Below are 22,043 nucleotides of genomic sequence, written 5' to 3'. Positions count from 1 at the left end.
TTTCCTATTTTTTTTTGATAAAAAATCAATTTAATTTTAATGGATTTGGCGCTAAGAAATATTAATACAATAATATATGAAGAAAAATTACTCTAATTTTAAAATAAGTTTGTTAACATTAAAACCATCAAAAGCAATTTGTTTGTTTTTGATGGTTTTGTTTGTTTGTCTGTTTTCGAATGTTTTGAGTGCGCAAACGAATACTTTTATCGCGAATACTTCAGGAAATTGGAATAGTGTTGCGAATTGGTCCTTAAATTTGGTGCCTACAAATATTCACGATGTAGTTATACCGTCGGGACTAACCGTTACAATTAATGCAAATGCTGTTTGTAAGAGTTTGGTTATTAGTGGTTCTATCATCGTTGGGAGCAATAATACCGATAGAAATTTAACGGTCTCAGGCAATGTAACTGTAAATAGTGGAGCTATTTTTAAATCTGCTGGTAATGGAGGTAATAGTTTAACGATAGGTGGAAATCTTGTTAATAATGGGACATTTGATATGAACATTAATGCTGCTGATACTGATGTAAATTTTAATGGAACTTTAGACCAAACTATTAGTGGTGTGGGAACTACAATGGATTTTAATTCTTTAACGTTGACCAATACTTCTGCATTTGTTATCAATAGAGATATTAACATAGATAAGAATTGGACAAATAACGGAAAGACGGTTTCAGGTTTGGGAATCGTAACATTGACTGGTACTGGTAGTATTTTAGGAACAGCAGTTACGGCTTTTCCTAACTTGACAATTACGGGAACAATAATACAAGGAATAAATACGACTGTACGTGGTGATTTTAAACTAACGGCAGGGACTTTTCAATTAAATAATGCAACGAGTTATTCATTAACAATACTGGGTAATTATCTTCAAACGGCTGGAGTTTTTAATTTTAACGCTGGAATTTCTGGTACAAGTACTATGAATGTTGCAGGAAACTTTACTAATTCTGGAGCTGCCGCTTCCATTAAGACGAGCGGAGCAGGAGCTCCAAATGGAAATATAATATTTAATGGGTCGACATTACAAGTCTTAAATATTCCTACGACTGCCGCCTCTGCTTTCGTTAATTATATAATCAATACAGCGAGTAATGTAGCTCTTTCTTCAAATCTATTGCTAACAGGTGAAAATACCACTAACAGAAAATCTCAAGTAATAATAGCTGGTATTTTAGATTTAGGTGCTTATACAGTGAACGCCGCAACGACTTTTCCAAATGGTGCTGCGTTTACTCTAAACTCAGGAGCAACTATAATTACAGCTAATGCAACGGGAATAGACGGATCTATTTCATCAACTAATATAACACGTTCATTTAGCATCGGAGCTAATTACGTTTTTAATGGAACGGCGTCTCAAATTACGAGTTCAGGAATGCCAATAACGGTAAGCAATTTAACGATGAGTAACACGGCAGGAGTAACTTTGGGGCAAGCTACAACAATAACTAACAATTTTTCTAATACAACTGGGTCAAAAGCTAATCTGGGAAATTTTACGCATAATGTTGCAGGAAATTGGACCAATAATGGGACTTTTACCGCTGGAACTAGTACGATTAACTTTAACAGCACTATTACGGGGAAAACAATCTCAGGGACAATAAGCGGAGCAGCAGGACAGTTTTATAATCTAACATTTAACGGAGTTGGTGGGGGTTGGATAATTAACAGTAATTTAGATGTAGCGAATACGTTAACTGTAACGAATGGCGCCGTAAGTATGAATGGTATTATGACAGTTGCAGGTACTACGTCGTCTTCATTTACAGTAGCTTCTCCAGCAATATTATCTTTTGAAAATAATGCCAGTTTACTGCAGTCCGGTTACACTGGAACTAATAATCCTAGCAATATAAATGTCAAAAAAAATTCGACACCTATCATTAACGATGATTTTACCTACTGGTCATCCCCAACATCTGCAAATCAAACATCCGGAGCTCAAACATTATTAAATTTTTCTCCAAATGCTCAGCTTGATAAATTTTCAATTTTTGATAATGACTGGGCAAATGTAAATGCTGCAACTACAATCTTTACTCCAGGAATTGGATATGCGATTCGTTCTCCTGAAGGTATAAGTGCTATCATTCCAGCAGCTATGCCTTTTCAATTCACGGGAGTTCCTAATAACGGTGCAATAGCTGTTCCGGTGACGGCAATAACAGATGCATTTGGGCCAGCGGGACTTCGGTTGATAGGAAATCCATATCCATCTGCATTAGATGCAGATGCTTTTATTGATGCAAATATTGTGGGTTTAGGTACAATAAACAAAACCATTACTGGTACCTTATATTTTTGGACACATAATCATTCTTTAACAGGCAATAACTATTCAGCTACGGATTACGCAACCTATACTAAATTGGGAGGGACTGGAACTGTTGGAGTACTTACTGGAATTGGTAACAAGAATGTCCCGACGAAATTTATTGCTTCAGGTCAAGGATTTTTTGTAGAAGTAGATGCTACGGGAACTGTGACTTTTAACAATGCAATGAGAAGTGCGGTCAATAATGCCAACACGAATTTTTATAAAATAGCAAGCAAAAAAACAGAGTCATTACAGTCACATAGAGTATGGCTTAATTTGACAAATAATTCTGAAAATTTTAGTCAGGCACTGGTTGGTTATGCGGCTGAAGCTACAAATCTATATGATCCAGGTTATGATGGAACATCTTTTGGCGGTGAAACGTATGGTTTATACAGCCTTCTCGGAAAAGATGAACTGACTATTCAAGCAAGAGCTTTGCCATTTATTGATACAGATATTGTACCATTAGGTTATACTATAAACGCTGCAGGAAATGCAGTTATAACTATAGACCATGTTGACGGAATTTTTCTGAACGATCAAAAAGTATATCTTGAAGACAAATTATTGAACATCATTCATGATGTCAAATCTTCCCCTTACAATTTTAGTTCGGCAGCGGGGACTTTTAATGACCGTTTTGTATTGCGATACACTGGCAAAACGCTAGGAACAAAAGATTTTGATTTAAATGAAAATACGGTTTTAGTTGCTAAAGACAGAAATGAATTAAAAATAAAATCCCAACAGGAAAATATAAAACAAATTACGGTTTTTGATTTACTTGGCAGAAAAGTGTTCGATAAAGAGGCTATCGATACTAATGAATTTCGAACTTCAAATATTACTGTTAAAAAGCAAATGGTAGTTGTAAAAGTTACTTTGTCAAATGGTCAGGTGATTTCCAAAAAAGTCATTTTTTAGAATATTTGACAGTTTTATAAGCTTAAAAAAAATCCCATTTTGTTTTGAACAGGATGGGATTTTTAGTGTTTAATGATAATGTAACAATATAATGGTACTTAACTAAAATTTTTATTAGTTGTAATTAATGCTTTTTCGTTTTTATAATCAATCCATTTCTGGCCTTTTCTTTTTTTCATAAAATTATCAATGTGTCTCATGATAAATACGTTGTAAGCTGCTTTTGATAATTTAATAATACTTCTGGGAAAAGCTCTTAAACTCATTGAAAAACCTGGAGTTAAGTATTTCATATAATGCCAATAGCCTTCTGGCATGTAAAGCATTTCTCCATGTTTTAATTCGGTGACATAACCTTTGGCTTGCTTCAAAGCAGGAAATTTATTGAAATTAGGATTATCAAAATCAATGTCTTCTCTGGAAATTAAAGAAAAAGGTATTTTGTATAGATAAGGCGTTTGGTCCGGCGCAAATAACACACATCGCTTCTGTCCATGAAAATGAAAATGTAGAATATTGGAATAATCAATATCAAAATGCATGAAAACTCTTGAATTTTCGCCTCCGAAGAACAACATAGGAAGTTGTTTAACAAGTCTCAGTCCAATGTCAGGCCAATGGAAGTCTTTTTTTAATAAGGGTACTTCTTGCATCAAATTATATAGAAAAATTCTAAAGTTCGTAGGTTTTGAATTAAGGAGATCAATATAATCAGCCATTTTCATATTTGCATGCGCTTCATTAAATCCATCTTTGTATGAAACAGGACGGTCATCATATAATGGAACGATTTTATCACCGGCAATTTCTTTGATATATTCTAAATTCCATTTTTTATAAGCTGGCCAATCAGATGTTAGCTGCTCTACCACGACAGGTTTTTGCTTTTTTACAAAATTGGTGAAAAAATCTTCTTTTGAAATGGTTTTTACACGTTCAATTTCAGTCAATTGTAATGGCATAATAAAATATTTAAATTAAAAAAAAAGCTCCTAGTATTAAACTAAGAGCAAATTAATAATGCTTTATGCAAATGTAAATGAAATATATGTGATACTGTTTTACTTTAACTTTCCTTTTTTGATGCTTCTAAATTTCTTTCTATTGTATGTCCTGGTCTTGACCATTTTGGTTTTTCACCTAATGGAGTAAACTGGGAATTAGCTGCTTCAACAGTTTGCGGTTGAGAAACTTTAGTAAATGCTTTTTGTGGATTTAAACCTAACATTTCAAACATTTTCATATCTTCATTTACGTCTGGATTCGGGGTTGTCAGTAATTTATCACCCGCAAAGATTGAGTTAGCACCTGCAAAGAAGCACATGGCTTGACCTTCACGGCTCATGTTCATTCTACCGGCTGATAAACGAACTTGAGTTTCGGGCATAATAATTCTGGTAGTGGCAACCATTCGTATCATTTCCCATATTTCTACGGGCTTTTCTTCTTCCATGGGTGTTCCTTCAACAGCAACTAGTGCATTTATTGGTACTGATTCTGGCTGAGGGTTTAATGTAGACAATGCTACTAACATCCCGGCTCTGTCTGCAATACTTTCTCCCATTCCAATGATACCACCACTACAAACAGTAACATTCGTTTTACGAACATTCTCTATGGTTTGCAAACGGTCTTCAAATCCGCGGGTTGAGATTACTTCTTTATAATATTCTTCGGATGTGTCTAAATTATGATTGTATGCGTATAATCCTGCTTCTGCTAAACGGTGTGCTTGGTTTTCAGTAATCATTCCTAATGTACAACACACTTCCATGTCAAGTTTGTTGATGGTGCGAACCATCTCTAATACTTGGTCAAATTCAGGACCATCTTTGACGTTTCTCCAAGCCGCGCCCATGCATACGCGTGATGAGCCACTTGATTTTGCTCGCAAAGCTTGCGCCTTTACTTGACTTACGGACATTAAGTCGTTACCTTCAACGTCAGTGTGGTATCGCGCTGCTTGTGGGCAATAGCCACAATCTTCAGGACATCCTCCTGTTTTTATGGATAATAAAGTGGATACTTGAACTACGTTAGGATCGTGATGTTCTCTATGTGTAGAGGCTGCTTCAAAAAGCAAATCCATCATAGGTTTATTATATATTGCAATAATTTCGTCTTTCGTCCAGTTGTGTTTTGTAATGCTCATTGATACAATTTTTTGATGCGTCAAAAGTAATCAAATTGTTCTAAAGAAGCAATTTAATAGTTTTTAAAAAGCCTGGTGGAAACAATTTTAAAAGCGATGGTTAATCTGTTGAAAGCCGGTTGTTCCAGTACAACATCAATAACAGTGTAACAATTACAGATGATGCCATTCCTTCAAACAGCAGGCAAATCGAGTAGGTAGTTACCGATGGATTTCCACCAAATAAAAAGGTTTTAGATAAGGATTGGACGTAAGCATCACCTCCTTTTGAGTAGCTGTATATTACTAAACCTACGATGCTTAAAAGCACACCAATAAGCGATGTTGCCATTGCCGATACAGCATTGGAGACAAATTCTTTTTTGCCTTGAGAAATGTTCATTTCGATAGTTCTGTTGACACCATAAAAAATAAAGATTACATTCAATAAACGCAAATAAAACAAATCAGCAAGACCAAAAACATTCATTAATAAAAAAAAGATTCCAATTCCGATAAAAATAATACTTCCGTTTACTACTTCTTTTGGTAATCTCATGGACTAATTTTTTTTAAAAAAGGTTTCGAAAAAATTAATATGGATTTCTATTTTAAAGAATCAAGAAATGTGTTGCGATTTCAGAATTAAATTTGATGTTTATCTGAAGCGTAATGAGTTTCCCAGATTAACAGGAGAATAAATGTGACAATTACGGCAGAAACTACTCCTTCAAAAAGTAAAGAAATGGAATACGTCATTACTGATGGGTTTCCACCAAATAAGAAAGTTTTCGACAATGATTTTACAAAAGCATCGCCACCTTTTACGTAACTGTAAGCGATGAGCCCCAGAATGCTTAAAAATACGCCTGTAAGGGCGGTGAGGAGGGCTCCACCGGCATTAGAAACTAAGATGACTTTACCTTCCGTAAAATTGGTTTTTAAAGTTCTATTGGTGCCGTAAAAAACGAACAAAACATTAAATAAACGTAAGTATATCTGATCGGCAAGGCCCAAAACCTCCATTAATAAAAAGTAAGCACCAATTCCGATGAAGATAATTAATCCATTTGAAATTTCTTTTGGCAGTTTCATACGACTAGTTTTTAAAAAATTAAAAAAATATCTATTTGAGAAACAATACATTGATTTTCAAATTTACAGAAAATATACCAATATTTTATAAAATTGTATAAAAAGAATTTCTAGTAAAACTACAGTTTCTTTGTATAAGCGTTGGCAGTTAATGCATCTTTTTCAAGTTGCTCTTTTAAAAGTGATACCGATTCAAATTTTTGCTCTGAACGAATTCTGTGTAACATGGAGACCCTTATTTTTTGGGAATATAAATCGGCATCGAAATCAAAATAATGAATTTCTATAGACTGATTTTGTCCGCTTACAGTGGGATTAAATCCAATGTTCATCATGCCGAAAACAGTTTTTTGGTTGATGATACTCTTTACAATATAAACGCCGTTTTGTGGAATAAGCTTATAGTTTTCTTCGATTTGTAAGTTGGCAGTTGGAAAGTTTATTGTTCTTCCCAATTGTTTTCCTTTAACAACAATTCCAGTTAGGAAATATTCATATCCCAAATATTTATTGGCCAAATCCATGTCTCCTTCTAATAATGCCATTCTGATTTTGGTGGAACTCACCGAAATGTCATTTATTTCCTGGACAGATATTTGCTCTACCTCGAAATCATATTCTTTCCCAAAAGTAATAAGATCGTCAATATTAGCCGTACGGTTTCTGCCAAATCGATGGTCGTGACCGATAATTATTTTTTGAATATGAAAGCGATCTATAAGAACGGTTGTAACAAACTCTTCAGCGGTTAATCTCGAAAAAGTCTCGTCAAAAGGATGAATAACAAGATTTTCAATACCTATTTGCTCCAGTAAATCTATTTTTTCGTTTATGGTATTGAGTAATTTTATATCGGAATGTTCCTGTAAAACCATTCTTGGGTGAGGGAAAAAAGTAAGAACTAAACTTTCATAGTCTTCGTTTTTTGTTTTTTGTATAACCCTTTCCAGAATTTTTTTGTGGCCAATATGAACGCCGTCAAAGGTGCCCAACGTTAGGATTGTTTTTTTTGTGGAACTGAAATCGTTTATAGAATGAAAAATCTTCAAAGCAATTGTTTTATAATGGTGCAAATTTATACTATCTATATTAAATGTAACCGTTTGAGTAATTGATTTTCTCAGATTGATTCCATTTTTCAAATAATAGTTATAAATTAATGGATTAAATTACTTTTTTGTTCAAAATAATAGCCAATGAACTTCAACATTAACATAAATGATTTAATTTTGAACATTAATTAATTCCAGCCATGAAAAAAATTATACTATTCTTTATAATTGTTGTTTGTAATTCAACGATGAATGCACAAAATAATTCTCCTTGGACGAGAATTAATCTGGACAATAATACTATTTCAGATAGAAATAATATAAATCTAAATTTGGGAAGGCAACTGTTTTTCAAATTTGATAATACAATTTTGAGACAGTCGTTGCTTTCCCTAGAAAGTAAGGTATCCAAAATAAACAAAGTGGAAATTTTGATTCCAAATAAAAATGGAAAATTAGAACAATTTTCGGTTTGGGAATCTTCAAATTTCGAACCTGAATTACAAGCTAAATACCCGGACATTCGATCTTATGCAGGGATTGGAATTACAGATAAAAATGCGTCTATAAACTTTAGTATATCGCCAAACGGAATTCAAACTATGATTTTGAGAGCTGATGAAGGTTCTGAATTTATAGAACCTTATGCTAAAGACAAGAATATTTATATCCTTTTTGATTCTAAAAATAGAGAAAGAGGAAATTTACCTTTTAGTTGTAAAACAGAGGATTTAGTTTTAAATAAAAAATTGCTGAGTGTAACAAACAAAATAGCAGCTAATAACGGAGTTTTTAAAACCTTGAGATTGGCTTTGTCATGTACAGCGGAGTATACAACTTATCACAGGGCAATTAAAACAAATTCATTTGGAACTAAAGCGGATGCATTGGCTGCAATGAATAATACTATGATTAAGGTGAATGGTATTTTCAATAAAGATTTAGCAGTAAAATTGGTTATAATTGCAAATGATGAGGATGTAATATTTACAGATGCAGCTACTGATCCGTATTCTGATGCGGCGACTGGATTAACCACAATCGCGGGTTGTACTGAGAAAATTGTCAATGGTAATGACTGTCCAGGGACTTGGAATGTTGAATTGCAAAATACATTAACTAATGTTATTGGAGGATCAAATTATGATATTGGTCATTTATTTGGCGCTTCAGGAGGGGGAGGAAATGCCGGATGTATTGGATGCGTCTGTGATCCGCTAAGAAATACGAATACAACTCCAGTTTATAATATTGGAAAAGGAAGTGGTTTTACATCACCTAGTGACGGTATACCACAAGGAGATACTTTTGATATCGATTTCGTAGCACATGAAATGGGGCATCAGTTAGGGGCAAATCATACCTTTTCGTATGATAGCGGTGAGAGAACCGGGGTAAACGTTGAGCCGGGTAGCGGTTCTACGATTATGGGTTATGCCGGAATTACAACGAATTATGATGTTCAAGCTAATTCTGATGATTATTTTGCCTATGCAAGCATTAAACAAATACAAAATAATCTTTCTTCAAAAACGTGTCCTATTAGTACAATACTAAGCAATAGTGCACCATTAATTAGTGCGGGTTTAGATTATACAATACCTAATGGTACCGCTTTTAAGTTGACAGGTACTGGTTCCGACATTAATGGTGATACCATTTCCTATTGTTGGGAGCAAAATGATACGGCCATAGCGCAAAGTGGAGCAGATAGTTTTGCTGTTTCTACAAAAACAGATGGACCTCTTTTTAGATCAATTTATCCTAGCAGTTCAAAGTTCAGGTATATGCCAGCTTACGGTTTAGTTTTATCTAATCGATTGACCTCAGCATGGGAATCTGTAGCTTCTGTTGCCAGAACATTACATTTTACTTTAACAGGGAGAGATAATGCTATACAGGGTACCGGACAAACCAATACGGATGAAATGATAGTAAATGTAAGCGGAACAGTCGGTCCCTTTGCCGTAACCTCGCAAAACACAGATGATTTAAGTTGGGTTAAAGGATCTTCACAAACGATAACATGGAGTGTAAGCGGTGCAAATGCTTTAGCTGGATCAGCAAATGTAAATATCAAACTTTCTATAGATGGTGGTTTGACGTTTCCTACACTTTTAATTGGCAATACGCCAAATGATGGTTCAGAAACCATTACTGCTCCAAATGTTGCTGCTACAAACTGTAGAATTTTGATAGAGCCAACAGCAAATATTTATTATGCCCTAAATAGTAAAGCTTTTGCTATAGGATATTCTGTGGCTTCCTCTTGCACTAGTTATGCTTTTGGAGCTCCTTTTAATATACCTGATGCTTCAACTATTTCTAAAACTGTAAATGTTCCAGCTTCAACAGAAACAATAGTCGATGTGAATTTTGCTGTTAGTTTTACGCATAAATATTTATCAGATGTACAATTGGAAGTGGTAAGTCCACAAGGTACTATTGTAAAATTATTCGATAGAAGTTGTGGGGCGTCTAACAGTAATTTAGTGTTGAATTACGATGATGCTGGAGTAGCGCTTGCTTGCGGGACAATTACGGCTCAAACTGTAATTCCATTTAATCCTTTAGCAGCTTTTAATGGGCAAAGTAAACAAGGTGTTTGGACATTTAGAGCCAGTGATGCTCAGGTTAATGATATTGGTAAAGTAGATTCAGCGGCTATTACTATTTGTACACAAACGTTTACACTGGCTGCTCCTGAGTTTCAAATTAATGATTTTGTTTTGTATCCAAATCCAAATAAAGGGAATTTTAATATACAGTTTACAAGCAACTCTTCTAATGGAATTAAGGTATTAGTTCACGATTTGTCAGGAAGAAAACTATTTGAAAATGAATTTAAAAACAAGTCAAATTTCAATGAAAACATTCAGTTGAAAAACGCGCAGCCGGGAGCTTATTTATTGACGGTTATTGACGGAAATAGAAAAGATGTTAGAAAGATTGTGATTGAATAATCAAAATATAATTTACTAAAAAAGGGAAACGTTTTAATAGCGTTTCCCTTTTTTTATTTTCCGTTGAATGCGGTCATGGTGTTTTCTAATCCCGCAGTTCCAAATGATTTTATTATTTCTGAAGCTAATTCCAGTCGCTCCGGAAGTGCCGTTTTTTCAGTATCGTCCCAGTCTCCAAGAACATAATCTACTTGTTTTCCTTTTTTGAATTCATCGCTGATGCCAAAACGGAATCGTGCGTAATTTTGTGTATTCAGCACAAGATTAATATTTTTTAACCCGTTGTGTCCACCATCGCTTCCTTTTTGTCGGATGCGAATGGTTCCAAAGGAAAGATTCAAATCATCGGTAATAACCAGAATATTTTCAAGCGGAATATTTTCTTTGCACATCCGATATTGAACTGCTTTGCCGCTCAAATTCATATAAGTGTTGGGTTTGAGTAGTAAAAAGGTTCTTCCTTTGAATTTATATTCGGCCAGTGCGCCTAGTTTTACGGTTTCGAAATTGATTCCTTCTTTTCGAGCCAGGAAATCCACTATTTTAAATCCGATGTTGTGTCTTGTGTTTACATATTCGGCGCCAATGTTGCCGAGTCCAACTATTAAAAATTTATTACTCACGCTTTCTATATTGTTTTTTTGGTGTTCGTGAACCTCTGGTTTCATATAATCTGTAGTGTCTCCTGTTTTTATTGATGAGAATAAATTTGAAATCCATTTTATCATGCTGCAAAAATAGACTTAATTAGAGTATTGGACTATTAGATTTTTAGAAAATCGCTATTGAGAACAAAATAGTTCTGGATAGCCCTGATGGAAGTGGCATCCTTTTTCCTATTTACCGGGTCAGGATTTTGAATCCTAAACAGGTAAATAGGAAAAAGATACAACGGACAGCAGGAAGATTCGCGCTTGAAATGGAGCTATTTGTGCTCCTGATAATAAAAAAGTAATACGCATAAAAAAAGCACCAGTTTTACAACTGATGCTTTCTTGAATGATTGAAAAAATATTATTTTTTCTTTCCTTTTGCAGGAGCTTTCGCTGCTTTTGCTGCTTCTTGAGCTGCTTTCATAGCTGCACGAGAGATTCTTACTTGAGCAACAACAGTGTTGTCAGGGTGAATCAATTTGTAGTTTTCGTTAACTAATTTAGTAACGTACAATTTGTTCCCCATTTCAAGTGGAGTAATGTCAGCTTCAATAAAATCTGGAAGATTTTTTGGTAAAGCTTTTACTTTAAGTTTACGGGTGTTCAAACGTAAAACACCACCAGCAAGAACTCCTTTAGATGTTCCAACTACTTTTACAGGAACTTCCATAGTGATTTCTTTGTCATCAAATAATTGAAAGAAGTCAATATGTAAAATCTTGTCAGACACCGGGTGAACCTGGATGTCTTGTAAAATAGCGTTAAATGATTTTCCTTCACCAAGATCGATCTCAACTGTGTGAGCGTTTGGAGTGTAAACCAAGTTTTTGAAAGCCATAACTTCTGCTGAGAAATGAACTGCCTGATTTCCTCCGTATAATACGCAAGGAACCAATCCAGCATTACGTAGGGCTTTAGTCGCAACTTTACCCACGCTTTCTCTTTCTGATCCTTTAATTGTAATCGATTTCATTGTAAAAAAAATATAGTTATTAAATAATATTACTTGTTTGGCTTCTAGCTTTTGGCTATCAGTATGACTTTATAATTTTAAGACATTTGACTTTACGACTAATGTATTACATTATAAACTTTCCACTAATGGAATTGTTGTGGTGAACCATGTGCATAACTTCAGCAAAAAGAGGCGCACAACTCAACACTCTTATTTTTTTTGATTCTTTTTTTAATGGAATCGAATCGGTAACTATTAATTCTAATAATTTAGAATTCTCTATTTTTTCGTAAGCACTGCCGGATAAAATGGCATGAGTACATATTGCTCTAACGCTCAAAGCGCCTTTTTCCATCATTAAATCTGCGGCTTTCGCCAAAGTGCCACCGGTATCAATCATGTCATCTACTAAGATTACGTTTTTACCTTTTACTTCACCAATCAATTCCATGGTGTCAATAATATTGGCCTCTTTTCTTTGTTTGTAACATATAACTACGTCAGATTCTAAAAATTTAGAATAAGCGTAAGCTCTTTTAGAACCACCCATGTCTGGAGAAGCAATTGTTAAATTGTCTAATCCTAAACTTTTTACATATGGCAAAAAGATTGTCGATGCAAAAAGGTGATCTACTGGTTTTTCAAAGAATCCTTGAATTTGATCTGCATGCAAATCCATAGTCATTACTCTTGTCGCTCCAGCGCTTTCTAATAATTTAGCCACTAATTTAGCTCCTATTGGAACTCTTGGCTTGTCTTTTCTATCTTGTCTTGCCCAACCAAAGTATGGAATTACTGCTGTAATGTGTCTTGCCGAAGCACGTTTTGCAGCATCAATCATCAGTAACAATTCCATCAAATTATCTGCCGATGGAAAAGTCGAACAAACGATAAAAACACGTAATCCTCTGATAGACTCTTCATAAGAAGGCTGAAATTCACCGTCGCTGTATTTTGACATGGTGATTTTCCCTAAAGGGATTCCGTATTGCTCTGCTATTTTTTCAGCAAGATAGACACTTTGTGAACAAGCAAAAATTTTAGCTTCTGGTTCTAGGTGTGACATTTAATTTGTTGTTTTTATTCCGCTGCGGTCCATACAGTTCGGCTTTCTCATTCGTATAAAGCCTGATGTTTGTATACGCCTCGGGTGTAGTTAGTTGTGTGTTCCGTTTTTAACGAGGTGCAAATTTATAAAATTTATTCAACTCTGAAAGGAAAAAATTAAGTATTTTTAGTTGAATTTTTAATATTATTTTTTACATTTGCACCGTGTTAAAGGAATTGATGGTTGATTTAAACACAATCACCTCTTTTATTGCGTTGAGATAACTGTCGTTATTTCATGTCTGCTAAGCCCGGATGGCGGAATTGGTAGACGCGCTGGTCTCAAACACCTGTGGGAAACCGTGCCGGTTCGACTCCGGCTCCGGGTACAAAAACCGCTTCGAAAGAAGCGGTTTTTTTGGTTTAATGGGTTTTTAAAAGTTTTGTTTAGTTTTTATAATTGCAAGTACTACATGAAATAAGAAGATGATTATTATAAAGTGATTATTTTGTAATAATGATGGCTCAATTAAATGTATTAAGAGTATCGTTATTTGGAAAATTAATAAAATTGCTTTTGCCAATTTTTCTTTTTCTCTTCTTGGGAGTGATCTTTTAGGCTTTTTTGGTTTGAAGTTTTTTAGAAAGTCATCGAGAATTACTTTTACATCGACAATAATTTCTTTTTTTAATTCTTGAGGCGAAGTTGCCACGAATTGAATTTGTTGCATATCTCTTTTAATTTAAATGAACTGTAAGAGTACTAATGCAAAATCCCCACTAACTCACCACTGGGGTGTTGATGGGGTAAAAATTTAACGTTTTTATGTCTAATCAGGCCTAATATTACTTTATGGATACTTTATTTTCTATCCAGTTTGTTAGTGAAATTTCTAAAACGTTAATTAGTGGTGTAGGTGTGTTTGTCCTATTTCTAATCTCCTTCAATTTATCACTTTCACTAAAATCTTTGACATTAAAAAAAAGTTTCATTCGCTCAAATATTTTATTTTGAAGAAATTCAGGATTCAATTTTTTTGACATAATCAACGCCTTAACTAATTCCGCAAATTCTAATTCTGATCCTTGCCAGTTTAAAGTATTTTCTACCTTCATAATCGGATGAGAATTTGTTCCAATTCCTGATTTTTTAGTTTCTAAAAATGAAATAATTTTTGTAAAACTAGTAGTTAATTGGTTGCAAATTTCTAAATTGTAACCATCACTAAGAAACTTACTATCATCTTTAATTAGATTTTTAATATCATAGTTTTCATTGATATTTGAGTCTATTTGATTTATATCGTTGTATTCGAATTCATTTATATAACGGTATTCATATTCTGTATAATCTTTGTTGTTTACAATTAGTCTTTGCTCTGTAACATTTGCTGTTTCATAACATATTTGATAGAATTCCAATTCACTATTTATGAAGTGTAATTCGTCATAATCTTCATAAACTGCGTTGTGGTTTTCTAAACCATTGTCGTATGACTCTTTGTATTTTTTAAAGGTTGTTATTAATTCTTTATCCATTTGCCTGTATTTTGAACTTTAAAATTAATGGTTAATTGCAATATTTTTTAATCATTTCATATGCATATTCATCTCCTAACTCTCCTGCTTTGCTAAAGTCTAAACAGCCACTATTTTTTTGTTTTAATTTTATTTTGACGTCTCCCCTTGATAAATAATAATCAGAAACATTTGGGTCAAGTTCTATTGCTTTCGTGTAATCCAATATTGCGCCTTGATAATCTTTTAATATCTCCTTTGCAATTCCTCTAAGGTAATACGATGGATTATCGAAAGGAATGATCGAAATCTGTTTTGAGTAATCTAAAATTGCTCCTCGATAATCGTTTAATTTGTACTTTGCAAACCCTCTATTCCTATATGCAATTTCATCGCTAGGTTCAATTTCTATAGTCTTGTTATAATCTACTATTGCGCCTCGATAGTCTTCTAATTGATTTTTTGCAACTCCTCTACTACGGTAGGTTTCAGAATCATTTGGGTCAAACTCTATTGCTTTATTAAAATCTGCGATTGCACCGTGGTAATCTTTTAAAGTTCTCTTTGTATTACCTCTGTTATAATAAAAGGCTCCAAAGTTTGGGTTGATTTTTATTGCTTTGGTATAATCACCTATTGCTCCTTGATAATCCTCTGACTTTTGCTTTGTATTGCCTCTATTATTAAAAGTACTTTCGTTTTTAGGGTCAAGATCTAATGCTTTGTTGTAGTCTAATATTGCTCCGTGATAATCTTCTAGACTTGACTTTGCACTTCCTCTATTTTCAAATGCCTCTGCGCCATTAGGATTGAGTTCTACAGTCTTGTTGTAATCTACTATTGCTCCTTGATAGTCTCCCGAATCGTTCTTTGCTTTTCCTCTAAAATCATAATTAATGGCAGAACTAGGATTAAGTTCTATTGCTTTCGTGTAATCAGCAATTGCTCCTTGATAGTCTTCTAAATTATATTTTGCAAGTCCTCTATTATGATATATGCTTATGTTATGTCCTACGTCGTTAGAATTAACATCAAGGGCTTTGGTGTACTCTGTGATTGCACCTGTATAATCTTGTAAGCTGTCCTTTAATTCACCTCTTTTATAAAACTCTTGATGTGTCTGGCTATAACAATTTGCAATTGTATAAAAAGTAAAAATCAATAAAAATATTTTCCGCATAATTTTCTATTTAAATTTAATAATTAATATATTCTGATTACTTTTTATTAACTTCTTCATTTTCAATTGCACTTTGTTCAATTTCATCTTTAGTTAGCATTTCATAATTGTAACTAAAAACTATACTTGCAACTTTAATTTTTGATATGTGATATTTTTGAGAAATGGTGTCAATTATTTTATCAACTTTAGATGCATCGGTAACAAGTGGAAATGTTTTCTTTAAATATTCTTTTAAAACAAGACGTAAGGTGTCGTTTGGTGTGTTTTTTATAATCGATAATAAGGCTAATTTTTCACCATCAAAATCTAATAACACATCTGTTAAAGAATGAGCCTTATCATATTCCTTTTTTATTTTTTCTTGTGATTCAAGAAACTCAGTTTCTTCCTTGTCTTTACATCCAAAAACTATCAAGATCAATATAAGTAATATTTTTTTCATTGTTTTAAAGATTTAGATTAATAAAACTCAAATGTAATCCATTAAAAATCACCTGCTTTGAGGTTTTCCGTAAAGGACTTGAATATTGAGATATTTTACTCATTAAAAAACTCAAATAACAAATTATTTATAGCCGTTCTCAACGTTTTTGCAATTGTGCCATCAGTTTTCACGATGCGGCTTTTGTCAATACTTTTTATATGATCAAAACACAATTCACCTTCAATGTTTTTATGATTTGTCAGTATTCTAAAGGGGTACCCTTTTGGTTTTGAGGTAAACGGGACTACAACAATAGTGTTCATATACGTATTGACACTATTGGGCGACACTATTAAACACGGCCTTATTTTTGATATTTCACTTCCTTTGGTTGGGTTTAAATCGACCAATACAATATCCCACTTTTTACAAATCATCAATGCCATCTATGAGGGTTGTATCAAAATCGTTAAAATCGTCTTCGGGTTCTATCTTCATTTTAGCGAGAATGCTTGCCCATTCGCTTCGCGGTGGTGTAGTTGTTTTTATGGGCTTAATAATCAAAGTGTTGTCTGTTAGTTCTAAGACGACCTCTTTGGTCCCTAATGCATTTAGGAAGTCTTTAGGAATTCTAATTCCATTAGAATTGCCTATTTTTATTATTTGTGTTTGGCGGACTTTTATCATACAACAAATGTAATTACTTTTGTGGTTACTTTTTAGTTTTTTTGTTTTTTTAACATGTTATTTCAAAGGAGTTTATAGAATTCAGTTCATCACAATGAATTCCTGATAATCAACGCACTTTTGTTCTCAATTTGCTCTTTTTTGCCTTTCAAAATCATTTGTGCCAGTAACTTTCCCATGATTTCAAAATTCTTTGAAATTGTTTTTTATAAAAATGAACATTTGCCTCATTTGGTAGGTGTTAAAGAAGGCGCCTACACGGCTGTGTTGACGTTTCTTCGAACTGGTTTGAAAGGATTGTCTGTGGCAGCTTTAAATGCGTCTATTGTTGCATCTTTAGCGCATAAAGTAAATAGTATTTCAACTATTTACACGCTGGATGTTCATAAAAAATACATTCAAAAAGACGCAACTGATAGAGTTCAGGTAAACATTGGTTGATAGGCGGTTTTTGCGGCCATGCTTCTCACTGTTGTATTCACTTGGAATGATGTTCTTGGAATTGGTGGTATAGGAGGTTTTACCTACGTTCAAAAATATACGGGGTTTATTAGTTTAAGTGTATTTGCCATGTTCTTCCTTGGAATGTTCTGAAAAAGAACGACAGGTATGGCGGCGATTGTCGGTATAATCTCGGGTTTCTTATTATCTGTTTTGTTTAATGAATTTGCACCGGCTTTATTTGGGAATGAAACATTATTGTATACAGCTTACGCCAATGTGAAAGGTGGATTTGAAATACCGTTTCACATCTCTAGGGGACTGTCATTTGTAATTACCATGCTTCTTATGATTGTCATCAGTTTTGCAGGACCGAAAGTGAATCCTAAAGCATTTGAATTAGATAGTGATATGTTCAAATTTTAACTGCAAACAACAGTACTACTAGTGATTATATAGTTGACTATTTTTGCTTTGTATGCTAAGTTTTGGTAGCGAGAAAATATAATATTGTTAGTTACACATTTTAGTGCTTTTGGATTTTCTATTGGGGTTTTAAAAAAAGCTTTATTATGGTCAATACAGAATCATTATCGTCATTCAAAAAAGGATTCAAAAAATGGTAAAAAAAAAGCTTTCGTCTAAAACGAAAGCTTTTTTTTAAATTTAAAAAAGTAATCTAATCTCTGTTAGCTAATGCCTCTTGTTTCCAGTTTTTAACGGAAGCTATTCTGTTTTTAGAATAGTCAACTTCACTTAAACTGTTGAACCCATTGTCTTCATTTTGAGACCAAAAAAACCATTTTCCGATTTTTTCTCCATTTTTATATTCTCCAGACGAAATTTTGTTTCCTTTTTCATCAAAAGAAACCCACATTCCTTCTAATTTTCCGTTTTCAAAAAAACCTTCTTGTTGCACTTGACCGTTCTCAAAAAAGTAAGTTGCTCTAAGCTTTTTTCCAAAAGGTTCCAATACTGGCTTTACTTCTTGTGCAAAAATTATCCCAGAGAATAACATTGCTACTAAAAAAATACATTTTTTCATATCGTTAGTTTTTTATGTGTTATAGATTTGTTATCCAAAATTAAATAATATTTTACATTTAAAACACATTTACATAACAATTTAATAACATTAGATAAAAGCTTAACATTGGAAAATTAAATAATACAAAAAAAGCCAGTGTTTACGCACTGACTTTGTTTTTTTAAATTCTTGATTACTTCAAAAGAGCATCTAATTGAATCTGTAATTCCTTAGAAGATGGTCTTGCTGCATCAGCACTTATGATTTTGCCAGCGGGATCTATCAAAATAAATCTTGGAATACTGTTTACTCCATAATCCTTGATGAATTGAGAATTCCAATTATTATCTGCAAAAAGCTGTACACCGCCCAATTCTTTTTCTTTGATTAAAGCTTTCCATTTCTCTAAATCTTTTTGTACATCAACAGAGATGCTTACAAAAGAAATATTTTTGCCATGGTATTTTTCTTCTGTTTTTTTCAAAAAAGGAATTTCAGCACGACAAGGGCCACACCAAGTCGCCCAAACATCGATGTAAACATACTTTCCTTTAAAATCCTCTAATTTTGTTTTTCCTCCGGCATAATTATCATAATTAAAAGAAGGAGACATCGTGTTTGCCAATTTGCTTTTAGCTAAATTAGCTTCATAATTCATTTTGTAATACTTTACTATGCCATTATAATTTTCATCAATACTCTTCTTTTGAAAGTCAATAAAAATAGGATCTAATTTCGTGTTTTCTAAACGTTTTAAATCATCTGCTTTTTTCTTATCAAGTCCTCTAAAAAAATCAACTTCGCTTGCAGCAAGTAAACTGCCCATATCGGTTTGTTCTTCAAATAATGAATTCTTTGCTAAAAAATTATTTTCTAAAGCCCCTTTTCCAGTGTACGTTATCGATTCATCAAACATTTTAGTGTCCATTTTTAAGGCCAAATCAAATCCGTTTTTCAAATATACAATCGTAAATTCATTACCGTCAGATAAACCATATCTTCCTGGAACAACATGGATAGTGTCTTTAAAAACACCTTCACTACTAATCTGAATTTTTTTAATCAATTTGTTTTTGCCATCAGTGATATAAATTGCATCGCCATTCTTATTGGCTATTTTGCCTTGAAAAGTCATGTAATTGTTTTTTTGAGCGAAACCACTCAAAGTTGTTATTAACACAAGTGCAGTAAAATATAATTTCTTCATGAGTATTGGGTTTTTAATTTATAGCGTCTCAAATCTAAAGAGATTACCGATAAAAATTTTAAACATTAACATAATTTTTCATTTTAAATTCCATCTACCTGTATAGTTTTCTGAATTAATTTGATTTTTGTGTTTACTTTTGCAATCTAAAATTTAAATCATGTACAGAAGTCATAATTGTGGTGAATTAAACGCCTCACATATCAATACAGAAGTTACCCTTTCCGGTTGGGTTCAAAAATCACGCGATAAAGGATTTATGAATTGGGTAGATTTACGTGACCGCTATGGAATTACCCAATTAATATTTGACGAAGGCCGTTCTGAAAAATCCGTTTTCGAATTGGCAAAAACCTTAGGTCGTGAATTTGTAATTCAGGTAAAAGGAACTGTTATTGAGCGTGAAGCCAAAAATAAAAATATGGCCACAGGTGACATTGAAATTTTAGTTACTGAGTTAAATATTCTGAATGCGGCGCTAACACCTCCTTTCACTATTGAAGATGAAACAGATGGTGGCGAAGATATTCGAATGAAATACCGCTACTTAGATATTCGTAGAAATCCAGTAAAAAATAACTTGCTGTTTCGTCACAAAGTAGCCATGGAAGTTAGAAAATATCTTTCTGATTTGGATTTTTGTGAAGTGGAGACACCTTATTTAATTAAATCTACGCCTGAAGGAGCCAGAGATTTTGTTGTTCCTTCTCGAATGAATGAAGGACAGTTTTATGCTTTGCCACAATCACCGCAAACTTTTAAGCAATTGTTAATGGTGGGTGGAATGGATAAGTATTTCCAAATCGTGAAATGTTTCCGTGATGAGGATTTACGGGCAGACAGACAACCGGAATTCACACAAATCGATTGCGAAATGGCTTTTGTGGAACAAGAAGATATATTAAATGTTTTTGAAGGTTTGACTAGACATTTGCTAAAAGAAATAAAAGGTATTGAAGTAGAGAAATTCCCTAGAATGACCTACGAACATGCCATGAAAACATACGGAAATGATAAACCGGACATTCGTTTCGGAATGGAATTCGGAGAGTTGAATGAAGTGGCAAAAAGCAAGGATTTTCCAGTTTTTAATGCAGCAGAATTAGTTGTTGGAATTGCTGTTCCTGGAATAGGAAGTTATACCCGTAAAGAAATTGACGGATTAATTGACTGGGTTAAGCGTCCTCAAGTAGGTGCATCAGGAATGGTGTATGTAAAATGTAACGAAGATGGAACCTATAAATCATCTGTTGATAAATTCTATGATCAAGCTGATTTAAGCAATTGGGCAAAAACAACTGGAGCGCTACCGGGAGACATGATTTTTGTTCTTTCTGGACCGGCTGACAAAACCCGTTCTCAATTAAGCGCTTTGCGTATGGAAGTTGCAACAAGACTGGGTTTGAGAAAACCAACTGAATTTGCGCCACTTTGGGTTGTTGATTTTCCGTTATTGGAATTTGATGAAGAGAGTGGTCGTTATCATGCCATGCATCATCCTTTTACTTCTCCAAAGCCAGAAGATATGCATTTATTAGAAACTAATCCTGGGAAAGTTCGTGCTAACGCTTACGATATGGTTTTGAACGGAAATGAAATTGGTGGTGGTTCAATTCGTATTCATGATAAAGCGACACAGCAATTGATGTTCAAGTATTTAGGTTTCACGGAAGAGGAAGCCAAAGCTCAATTTGGATTCTTGATGGATGCGTTTCAGTTTGGAGCTCCGCCACATGGTGGTTTAGCTTTTGGATTGGATAGATTGGTAGCCATTCTAGGAGGACAAGAAACAATTCGTGATTTTATTGCTTTCCCAAAAAATAATTCAGGAAGAGACGTAATGATTGATGCGCCATCAATAATTGATGAATCACAATTAAAAGAGTTGCATATCAAATTAGACGTTGTGTAGTTAATCGGTTAAATTTGTTAGAAAACGTTGAATGTCAATATTTTTGCAAAAAATAAATATAATATTATCTTTCGTATTATATTAAAGGTTACATTTGCTTCATTATAAATTATTATTACTATTACAATGCGTACAGGTACAGTTAAATTTTTCAATGAATCTAAAGGTTACGGATTCATTACAGACGAAGAAACAGGAAAAGACATTTTTGTTCATGCATCAGGAATCAACGCGGAAGAATTGCGCGAAGGTGACAGAGTTAGCTATGAAGAAGAAGAAGGAAGAAAAGGAAAAGTTGCTGCGAAAGTAGCAGTTATCTAAGCAGAAAAACTCATTTTTATTGCTAAGAATGTTAAAAACGTTTCGATTTATTTCGAAACGTTTTTTTTTTAGTCATATCGAAATTAATAGTATAAAAACAAAAAAAATTTTCCTTATTTGGAATCAATAAAAATTAGTCGGTAATTGTATTTTCGTTTAAACTAA

The 22,043-nt window shown here is 33.6% G+C and carries 22 protein-coding genes and 1 tRNA gene; 7 read left to right on the top strand and 16 right to left on the bottom strand.

From position 1 onward, the window contains the following. Nucleotides 1-76 precede the first annotated feature (76 nt). On the top strand, nucleotides 77-3,262 hold the full coding sequence (locus C4S35_RS01365; RefSeq protein WP_103998436.1) for a T9SS sorting signal type C domain-containing protein: 3,186 nt from the start codon (nucleotides 77-79) through the stop codon (nucleotides 3,260-3,262). 98 nt (nucleotides 3,263-3,360) lie between these two features. Here the strand turns inward: C4S35_RS01365 and C4S35_RS01360 are convergent, their stop codons facing one another. The 5 genes from C4S35_RS01360 to C4S35_RS01340 form a co-directional block, all read right to left on the bottom strand. Continuing rightward, a complete protein-coding gene (locus C4S35_RS01360) occupies nucleotides 3,361-4,224 on the bottom strand; it encodes a cupin-like domain-containing protein (RefSeq protein ID WP_208618856.1) in 864 nt (287 codons plus the stop codon). Between the two features lie 104 nt (nucleotides 4,225-4,328). Next, nucleotides 4,329-5,414: a biotin synthase BioB gene (gene bioB, locus C4S35_RS01355; RefSeq protein WP_103998434.1), complete on the bottom strand. Its 1,086-nt coding sequence runs from the start codon at nucleotides 5,412-5,414 to the stop codon at nucleotides 4,329-4,331. Nucleotides 5,415-5,514: 100 nt separating this feature from the next. Beyond that, nucleotides 5,515-5,952: a hypothetical protein gene (locus tag C4S35_RS01350; protein WP_103998433.1), complete on the bottom strand. Its 438-nt coding sequence runs from the start codon at nucleotides 5,950-5,952 to the stop codon at nucleotides 5,515-5,517. An 86-nt stretch (nucleotides 5,953-6,038) separates the two neighbouring features. Continuing rightward, entirely contained in the window at nucleotides 6,039-6,488 is a 450-nt protein-coding gene (locus C4S35_RS01345) for a hypothetical protein (RefSeq protein ID WP_103998432.1), read from the bottom strand. 119 nt (nucleotides 6,489-6,607) lie between these two features. Continuing rightward, nucleotides 6,608-7,537: a bifunctional riboflavin kinase/FAD synthetase gene (locus C4S35_RS01340; RefSeq protein ID WP_103998775.1), complete on the bottom strand. Its 930-nt coding sequence runs from the start codon at nucleotides 7,535-7,537 to the stop codon at nucleotides 6,608-6,610. A gap of 203 nt (nucleotides 7,538-7,740) precedes the next feature. Here C4S35_RS01340 and C4S35_RS01335 point away from each other — a divergent pair, with 203 nt between their 5' ends. Then, nucleotides 7,741-10,503 carry a zinc-dependent metalloprotease gene (locus tag C4S35_RS01335; RefSeq protein WP_103998431.1) on the top strand — a complete coding sequence of 921 codons (2,763 nt, stop codon included), beginning with the start codon at nucleotides 7,741-7,743 and terminating at the stop codon, nucleotides 10,501-10,503. A 53-nt stretch (nucleotides 10,504-10,556) separates the two neighbouring features. Here C4S35_RS01335 and pth read toward each other — a convergent pair whose 3' ends face one another. The 3 genes from pth to C4S35_RS01320 form a co-directional block, all read right to left on the bottom strand. Next, nucleotides 10,557-11,231 (bottom strand): aminoacyl-tRNA hydrolase, encoded by a 675-nt coding sequence (gene pth / locus C4S35_RS01330; RefSeq protein ID WP_103998430.1) that lies wholly within the window; start codon nucleotides 11,229-11,231, stop codon nucleotides 10,557-10,559. Nucleotides 11,232-11,517: 286 nt separating this feature from the next. Next, nucleotides 11,518-12,129: a 50S ribosomal protein L25/general stress protein Ctc gene (locus tag C4S35_RS01325; RefSeq protein WP_103998429.1), complete on the bottom strand. Its 612-nt coding sequence runs from the start codon at nucleotides 12,127-12,129 to the stop codon at nucleotides 11,518-11,520. A 106-nt stretch (nucleotides 12,130-12,235) separates the two neighbouring features. After that, a complete protein-coding gene (locus tag C4S35_RS01320; protein WP_103998428.1) occupies nucleotides 12,236-13,177 on the bottom strand; it encodes a ribose-phosphate pyrophosphokinase in 942 nt (313 codons plus the stop codon). A gap of 290 nt (nucleotides 13,178-13,467) precedes the next feature. Between C4S35_RS01320 and C4S35_RS01315 the strand changes: the two genes are divergently transcribed. Beyond that, nucleotides 13,468-13,547, top strand: a tRNA-Leu gene (locus C4S35_RS01315). 45 nt (nucleotides 13,548-13,592) lie between these two features. Here the strand turns inward: C4S35_RS01315 and C4S35_RS15775 are convergent. The 6 genes from C4S35_RS15775 to C4S35_RS01285 all read right to left on the bottom strand — a co-directional run bounded on the left by C4S35_RS15775 (nucleotide 13,593) and on the right by C4S35_RS01285 (nucleotide 16,970). Continuing rightward, nucleotides 13,593-13,889, bottom strand: a complete 297-nt coding sequence (locus C4S35_RS15775) for a hypothetical protein (RefSeq protein ID WP_208618855.1) — start codon at nucleotides 13,887-13,889, stop codon at nucleotides 13,593-13,595. 115 nt (nucleotides 13,890-14,004) lie between these two features. Continuing rightward, entirely contained in the window at nucleotides 14,005-14,697 is a 693-nt protein-coding gene (locus C4S35_RS01305; protein WP_103998427.1) for a hypothetical protein, read from the bottom strand. A gap of 31 nt (nucleotides 14,698-14,728) precedes the next feature. Next, nucleotides 14,729-15,856 carry a tetratricopeptide repeat protein gene (locus tag C4S35_RS01300; RefSeq protein ID WP_103998426.1) on the bottom strand — a complete coding sequence of 376 codons (1,128 nt, stop codon included), beginning with the start codon at nucleotides 15,854-15,856 and terminating at the stop codon, nucleotides 14,729-14,731. A 37-nt stretch (nucleotides 15,857-15,893) separates the two neighbouring features. Next, nucleotides 15,894-16,301 carry a hypothetical protein gene (locus tag C4S35_RS01295; RefSeq protein WP_103998425.1) on the bottom strand — a complete coding sequence of 136 codons (408 nt, stop codon included), beginning with the start codon at nucleotides 16,299-16,301 and terminating at the stop codon, nucleotides 15,894-15,896. 95 nt (nucleotides 16,302-16,396) lie between these two features. Then, the gene (locus C4S35_RS01290) at nucleotides 16,397-16,729 is read right to left on the bottom strand and encodes a type II toxin-antitoxin system PemK/MazF family toxin (RefSeq protein WP_244175169.1); all 333 of its coding nucleotides are present in this window, start codon (nucleotides 16,727-16,729) and stop codon (nucleotides 16,397-16,399) included. Further along, nucleotides 16,710-16,970, bottom strand: a complete 261-nt coding sequence (locus C4S35_RS01285) for an AbrB/MazE/SpoVT family DNA-binding domain-containing protein (RefSeq protein WP_103998423.1) — start codon at nucleotides 16,968-16,970, stop codon at nucleotides 16,710-16,712. The genes C4S35_RS01290 and C4S35_RS01285 overlap by 20 nt, the downstream gene beginning before the upstream one ends. A 177-nt stretch (nucleotides 16,971-17,147) precedes the next feature. On the opposite strand from C4S35_RS01285, the gene C4S35_RS16250 reads away from it, so the two are divergent. After that, a complete protein-coding gene (locus C4S35_RS16250) occupies nucleotides 17,148-17,411 on the top strand; it encodes a hypothetical protein (protein ID WP_341865115.1) in 264 nt (87 codons plus the stop codon). 168 nt (nucleotides 17,412-17,579) lie between these two features. Next, nucleotides 17,580-17,837, top strand: a complete 258-nt coding sequence (locus C4S35_RS16245; protein ID WP_341865114.1) for a hypothetical protein — start codon at nucleotides 17,580-17,582, stop codon at nucleotides 17,835-17,837. A 253-nt stretch (nucleotides 17,838-18,090) separates the two neighbouring features. Here the strand turns inward: C4S35_RS16245 and C4S35_RS01270 are convergent, their stop codons facing one another. Next, the gene (locus tag C4S35_RS01270; protein ID WP_103998422.1) at nucleotides 18,091-18,456 is read right to left on the bottom strand and encodes a toxin-antitoxin system YwqK family antitoxin; all 366 of its coding nucleotides are present in this window, start codon (nucleotides 18,454-18,456) and stop codon (nucleotides 18,091-18,093) included. Between the two features lie 175 nt (nucleotides 18,457-18,631). After that, nucleotides 18,632-19,645 carry a TlpA family protein disulfide reductase gene (locus tag C4S35_RS01265; RefSeq protein WP_103998421.1) on the bottom strand — a complete coding sequence of 338 codons (1,014 nt, stop codon included), beginning with the start codon at nucleotides 19,643-19,645 and terminating at the stop codon, nucleotides 18,632-18,634. 160 nt (nucleotides 19,646-19,805) lie between these two features. Here C4S35_RS01265 and aspS point away from each other — a divergent pair, with 160 nt between their 5' ends. Both aspS and C4S35_RS01255 read left to right on the top strand, forming a co-directional pair. Beyond that, nucleotides 19,806-21,557: an aspartate--tRNA ligase gene (gene aspS / locus C4S35_RS01260; RefSeq protein WP_103998420.1), complete on the top strand. Its 1,752-nt coding sequence runs from the start codon at nucleotides 19,806-19,808 to the stop codon at nucleotides 21,555-21,557. 126 nt (nucleotides 21,558-21,683) lie between these two features. Further along, the gene (locus C4S35_RS01255; protein WP_007137066.1) at nucleotides 21,684-21,878 is read left to right on the top strand and encodes a cold-shock protein; all 195 of its coding nucleotides are present in this window, start codon (nucleotides 21,684-21,686) and stop codon (nucleotides 21,876-21,878) included. Nucleotides 21,879-22,043 lie beyond the last annotated feature (165 nt).

Origin of the sequence: Flavobacterium urumqiense, assembly GCF_900108015.1 — a bacterium.
Taxonomy (GTDB): Bacteria; Bacteroidota; Bacteroidia; order Flavobacteriales; family Flavobacteriaceae; genus Flavobacterium; species Flavobacterium urumqiense.
The sequence above is the reverse complement of the archived record's forward strand: the minus strand, read 5'-3'. Positions and strand labels throughout refer to the sequence as shown.

Bases quoted from the DNA above. Each gene is read 5' to 3' on its own strand.
- C4S35_RS01335 (WP_103998431.1), top strand. From the start codon at position 7,741: ATGAAAAAAATTATACTATTCTTTATAATTGTTGTTTGTAATTCAACG.
- pth (WP_103998430.1), bottom strand. From the start codon at position 11,231: ATGATAAAATGGATTTCAAATTTATTCTCATCAATAAAAACAGGAGAC.
- C4S35_RS01305 (WP_103998427.1), bottom strand. From the start codon at position 14,697: ATGGATAAAGAATTAATAACAACCTTTAAAAAATACAAAGAGTCATAC.
- C4S35_RS01350 (WP_103998433.1), bottom strand. From the start codon at position 5,952: ATGAGATTACCAAAAGAAGTAGTAAACGGAAGTATTATTTTTATCGGA.
- C4S35_RS01300 (WP_103998426.1), bottom strand. From the start codon at position 15,856: ATGCGGAAAATATTTTTATTGATTTTTACTTTTTATACAATTGCAAAT.
- C4S35_RS16245 (WP_341865114.1), top strand. From the start codon at position 17,580: ATGGCGGCGATTGTCGGTATAATCTCGGGTTTCTTATTATCTGTTTTG.
- C4S35_RS16250 (WP_341865115.1), top strand. From the start codon at position 17,148: ATGATTTCAAAATTCTTTGAAATTGTTTTTTATAAAAATGAACATTTG.
- bioB (WP_103998434.1), bottom strand. From the start codon at position 5,414: ATGAGCATTACAAAACACAACTGGACGAAAGACGAAATTATTGCAATA.
- C4S35_RS01295 (WP_103998425.1), bottom strand. From the start codon at position 16,301: ATGAAAAAAATATTACTTATATTGATCTTGATAGTTTTTGGATGTAAA.
- C4S35_RS01345 (WP_103998432.1), bottom strand. From the start codon at position 6,488: ATGAAACTGCCAAAAGAAATTTCAAATGGATTAATTATCTTCATCGGA.
- C4S35_RS01365 (WP_103998436.1), top strand. From the start codon at position 77: ATGAAGAAAAATTACTCTAATTTTAAAATAAGTTTGTTAACATTAAAA.
- C4S35_RS01255 (WP_007137066.1), top strand. From the start codon at position 21,684: ATGCGTACAGGTACAGTTAAATTTTTCAATGAATCTAAAGGTTACGGA.
- C4S35_RS01290 (WP_244175169.1), bottom strand. From the start codon at position 16,729: ATGGCATTGATGATTTGTAAAAAGTGGGATATTGTATTGGTCGATTTA.
- aspS (WP_103998420.1), top strand. From the start codon at position 19,806: ATGTACAGAAGTCATAATTGTGGTGAATTAAACGCCTCACATATCAAT.
- C4S35_RS15775 (WP_208618855.1), bottom strand. From the start codon at position 13,889: ATGCAACAAATTCAATTCGTGGCAACTTCGCCTCAAGAATTAAAAAAA.
- C4S35_RS01360 (WP_208618856.1), bottom strand. From the start codon at position 4,224: ATGCCATTACAATTGACTGAAATTGAACGTGTAAAAACCATTTCAAAA.
- C4S35_RS01270 (WP_103998422.1), bottom strand. From the start codon at position 18,456: ATGAAAAAATGTATTTTTTTAGTAGCAATGTTATTCTCTGGGATAATT.
- C4S35_RS01325 (WP_103998429.1), bottom strand. From the start codon at position 12,129: ATGAAATCGATTACAATTAAAGGATCAGAAAGAGAAAGCGTGGGTAAA.
- C4S35_RS01285 (WP_103998423.1), bottom strand. From the start codon at position 16,970: ATGATAAAAGTCCGCCAAACACAAATAATAAAAATAGGCAATTCTAAT.
- C4S35_RS01265 (WP_103998421.1), bottom strand. From the start codon at position 19,645: ATGAAGAAATTATATTTTACTGCACTTGTGTTAATAACAACTTTGAGT.
- C4S35_RS01320 (WP_103998428.1), bottom strand. From the start codon at position 13,177: ATGTCACACCTAGAACCAGAAGCTAAAATTTTTGCTTGTTCACAAAGT.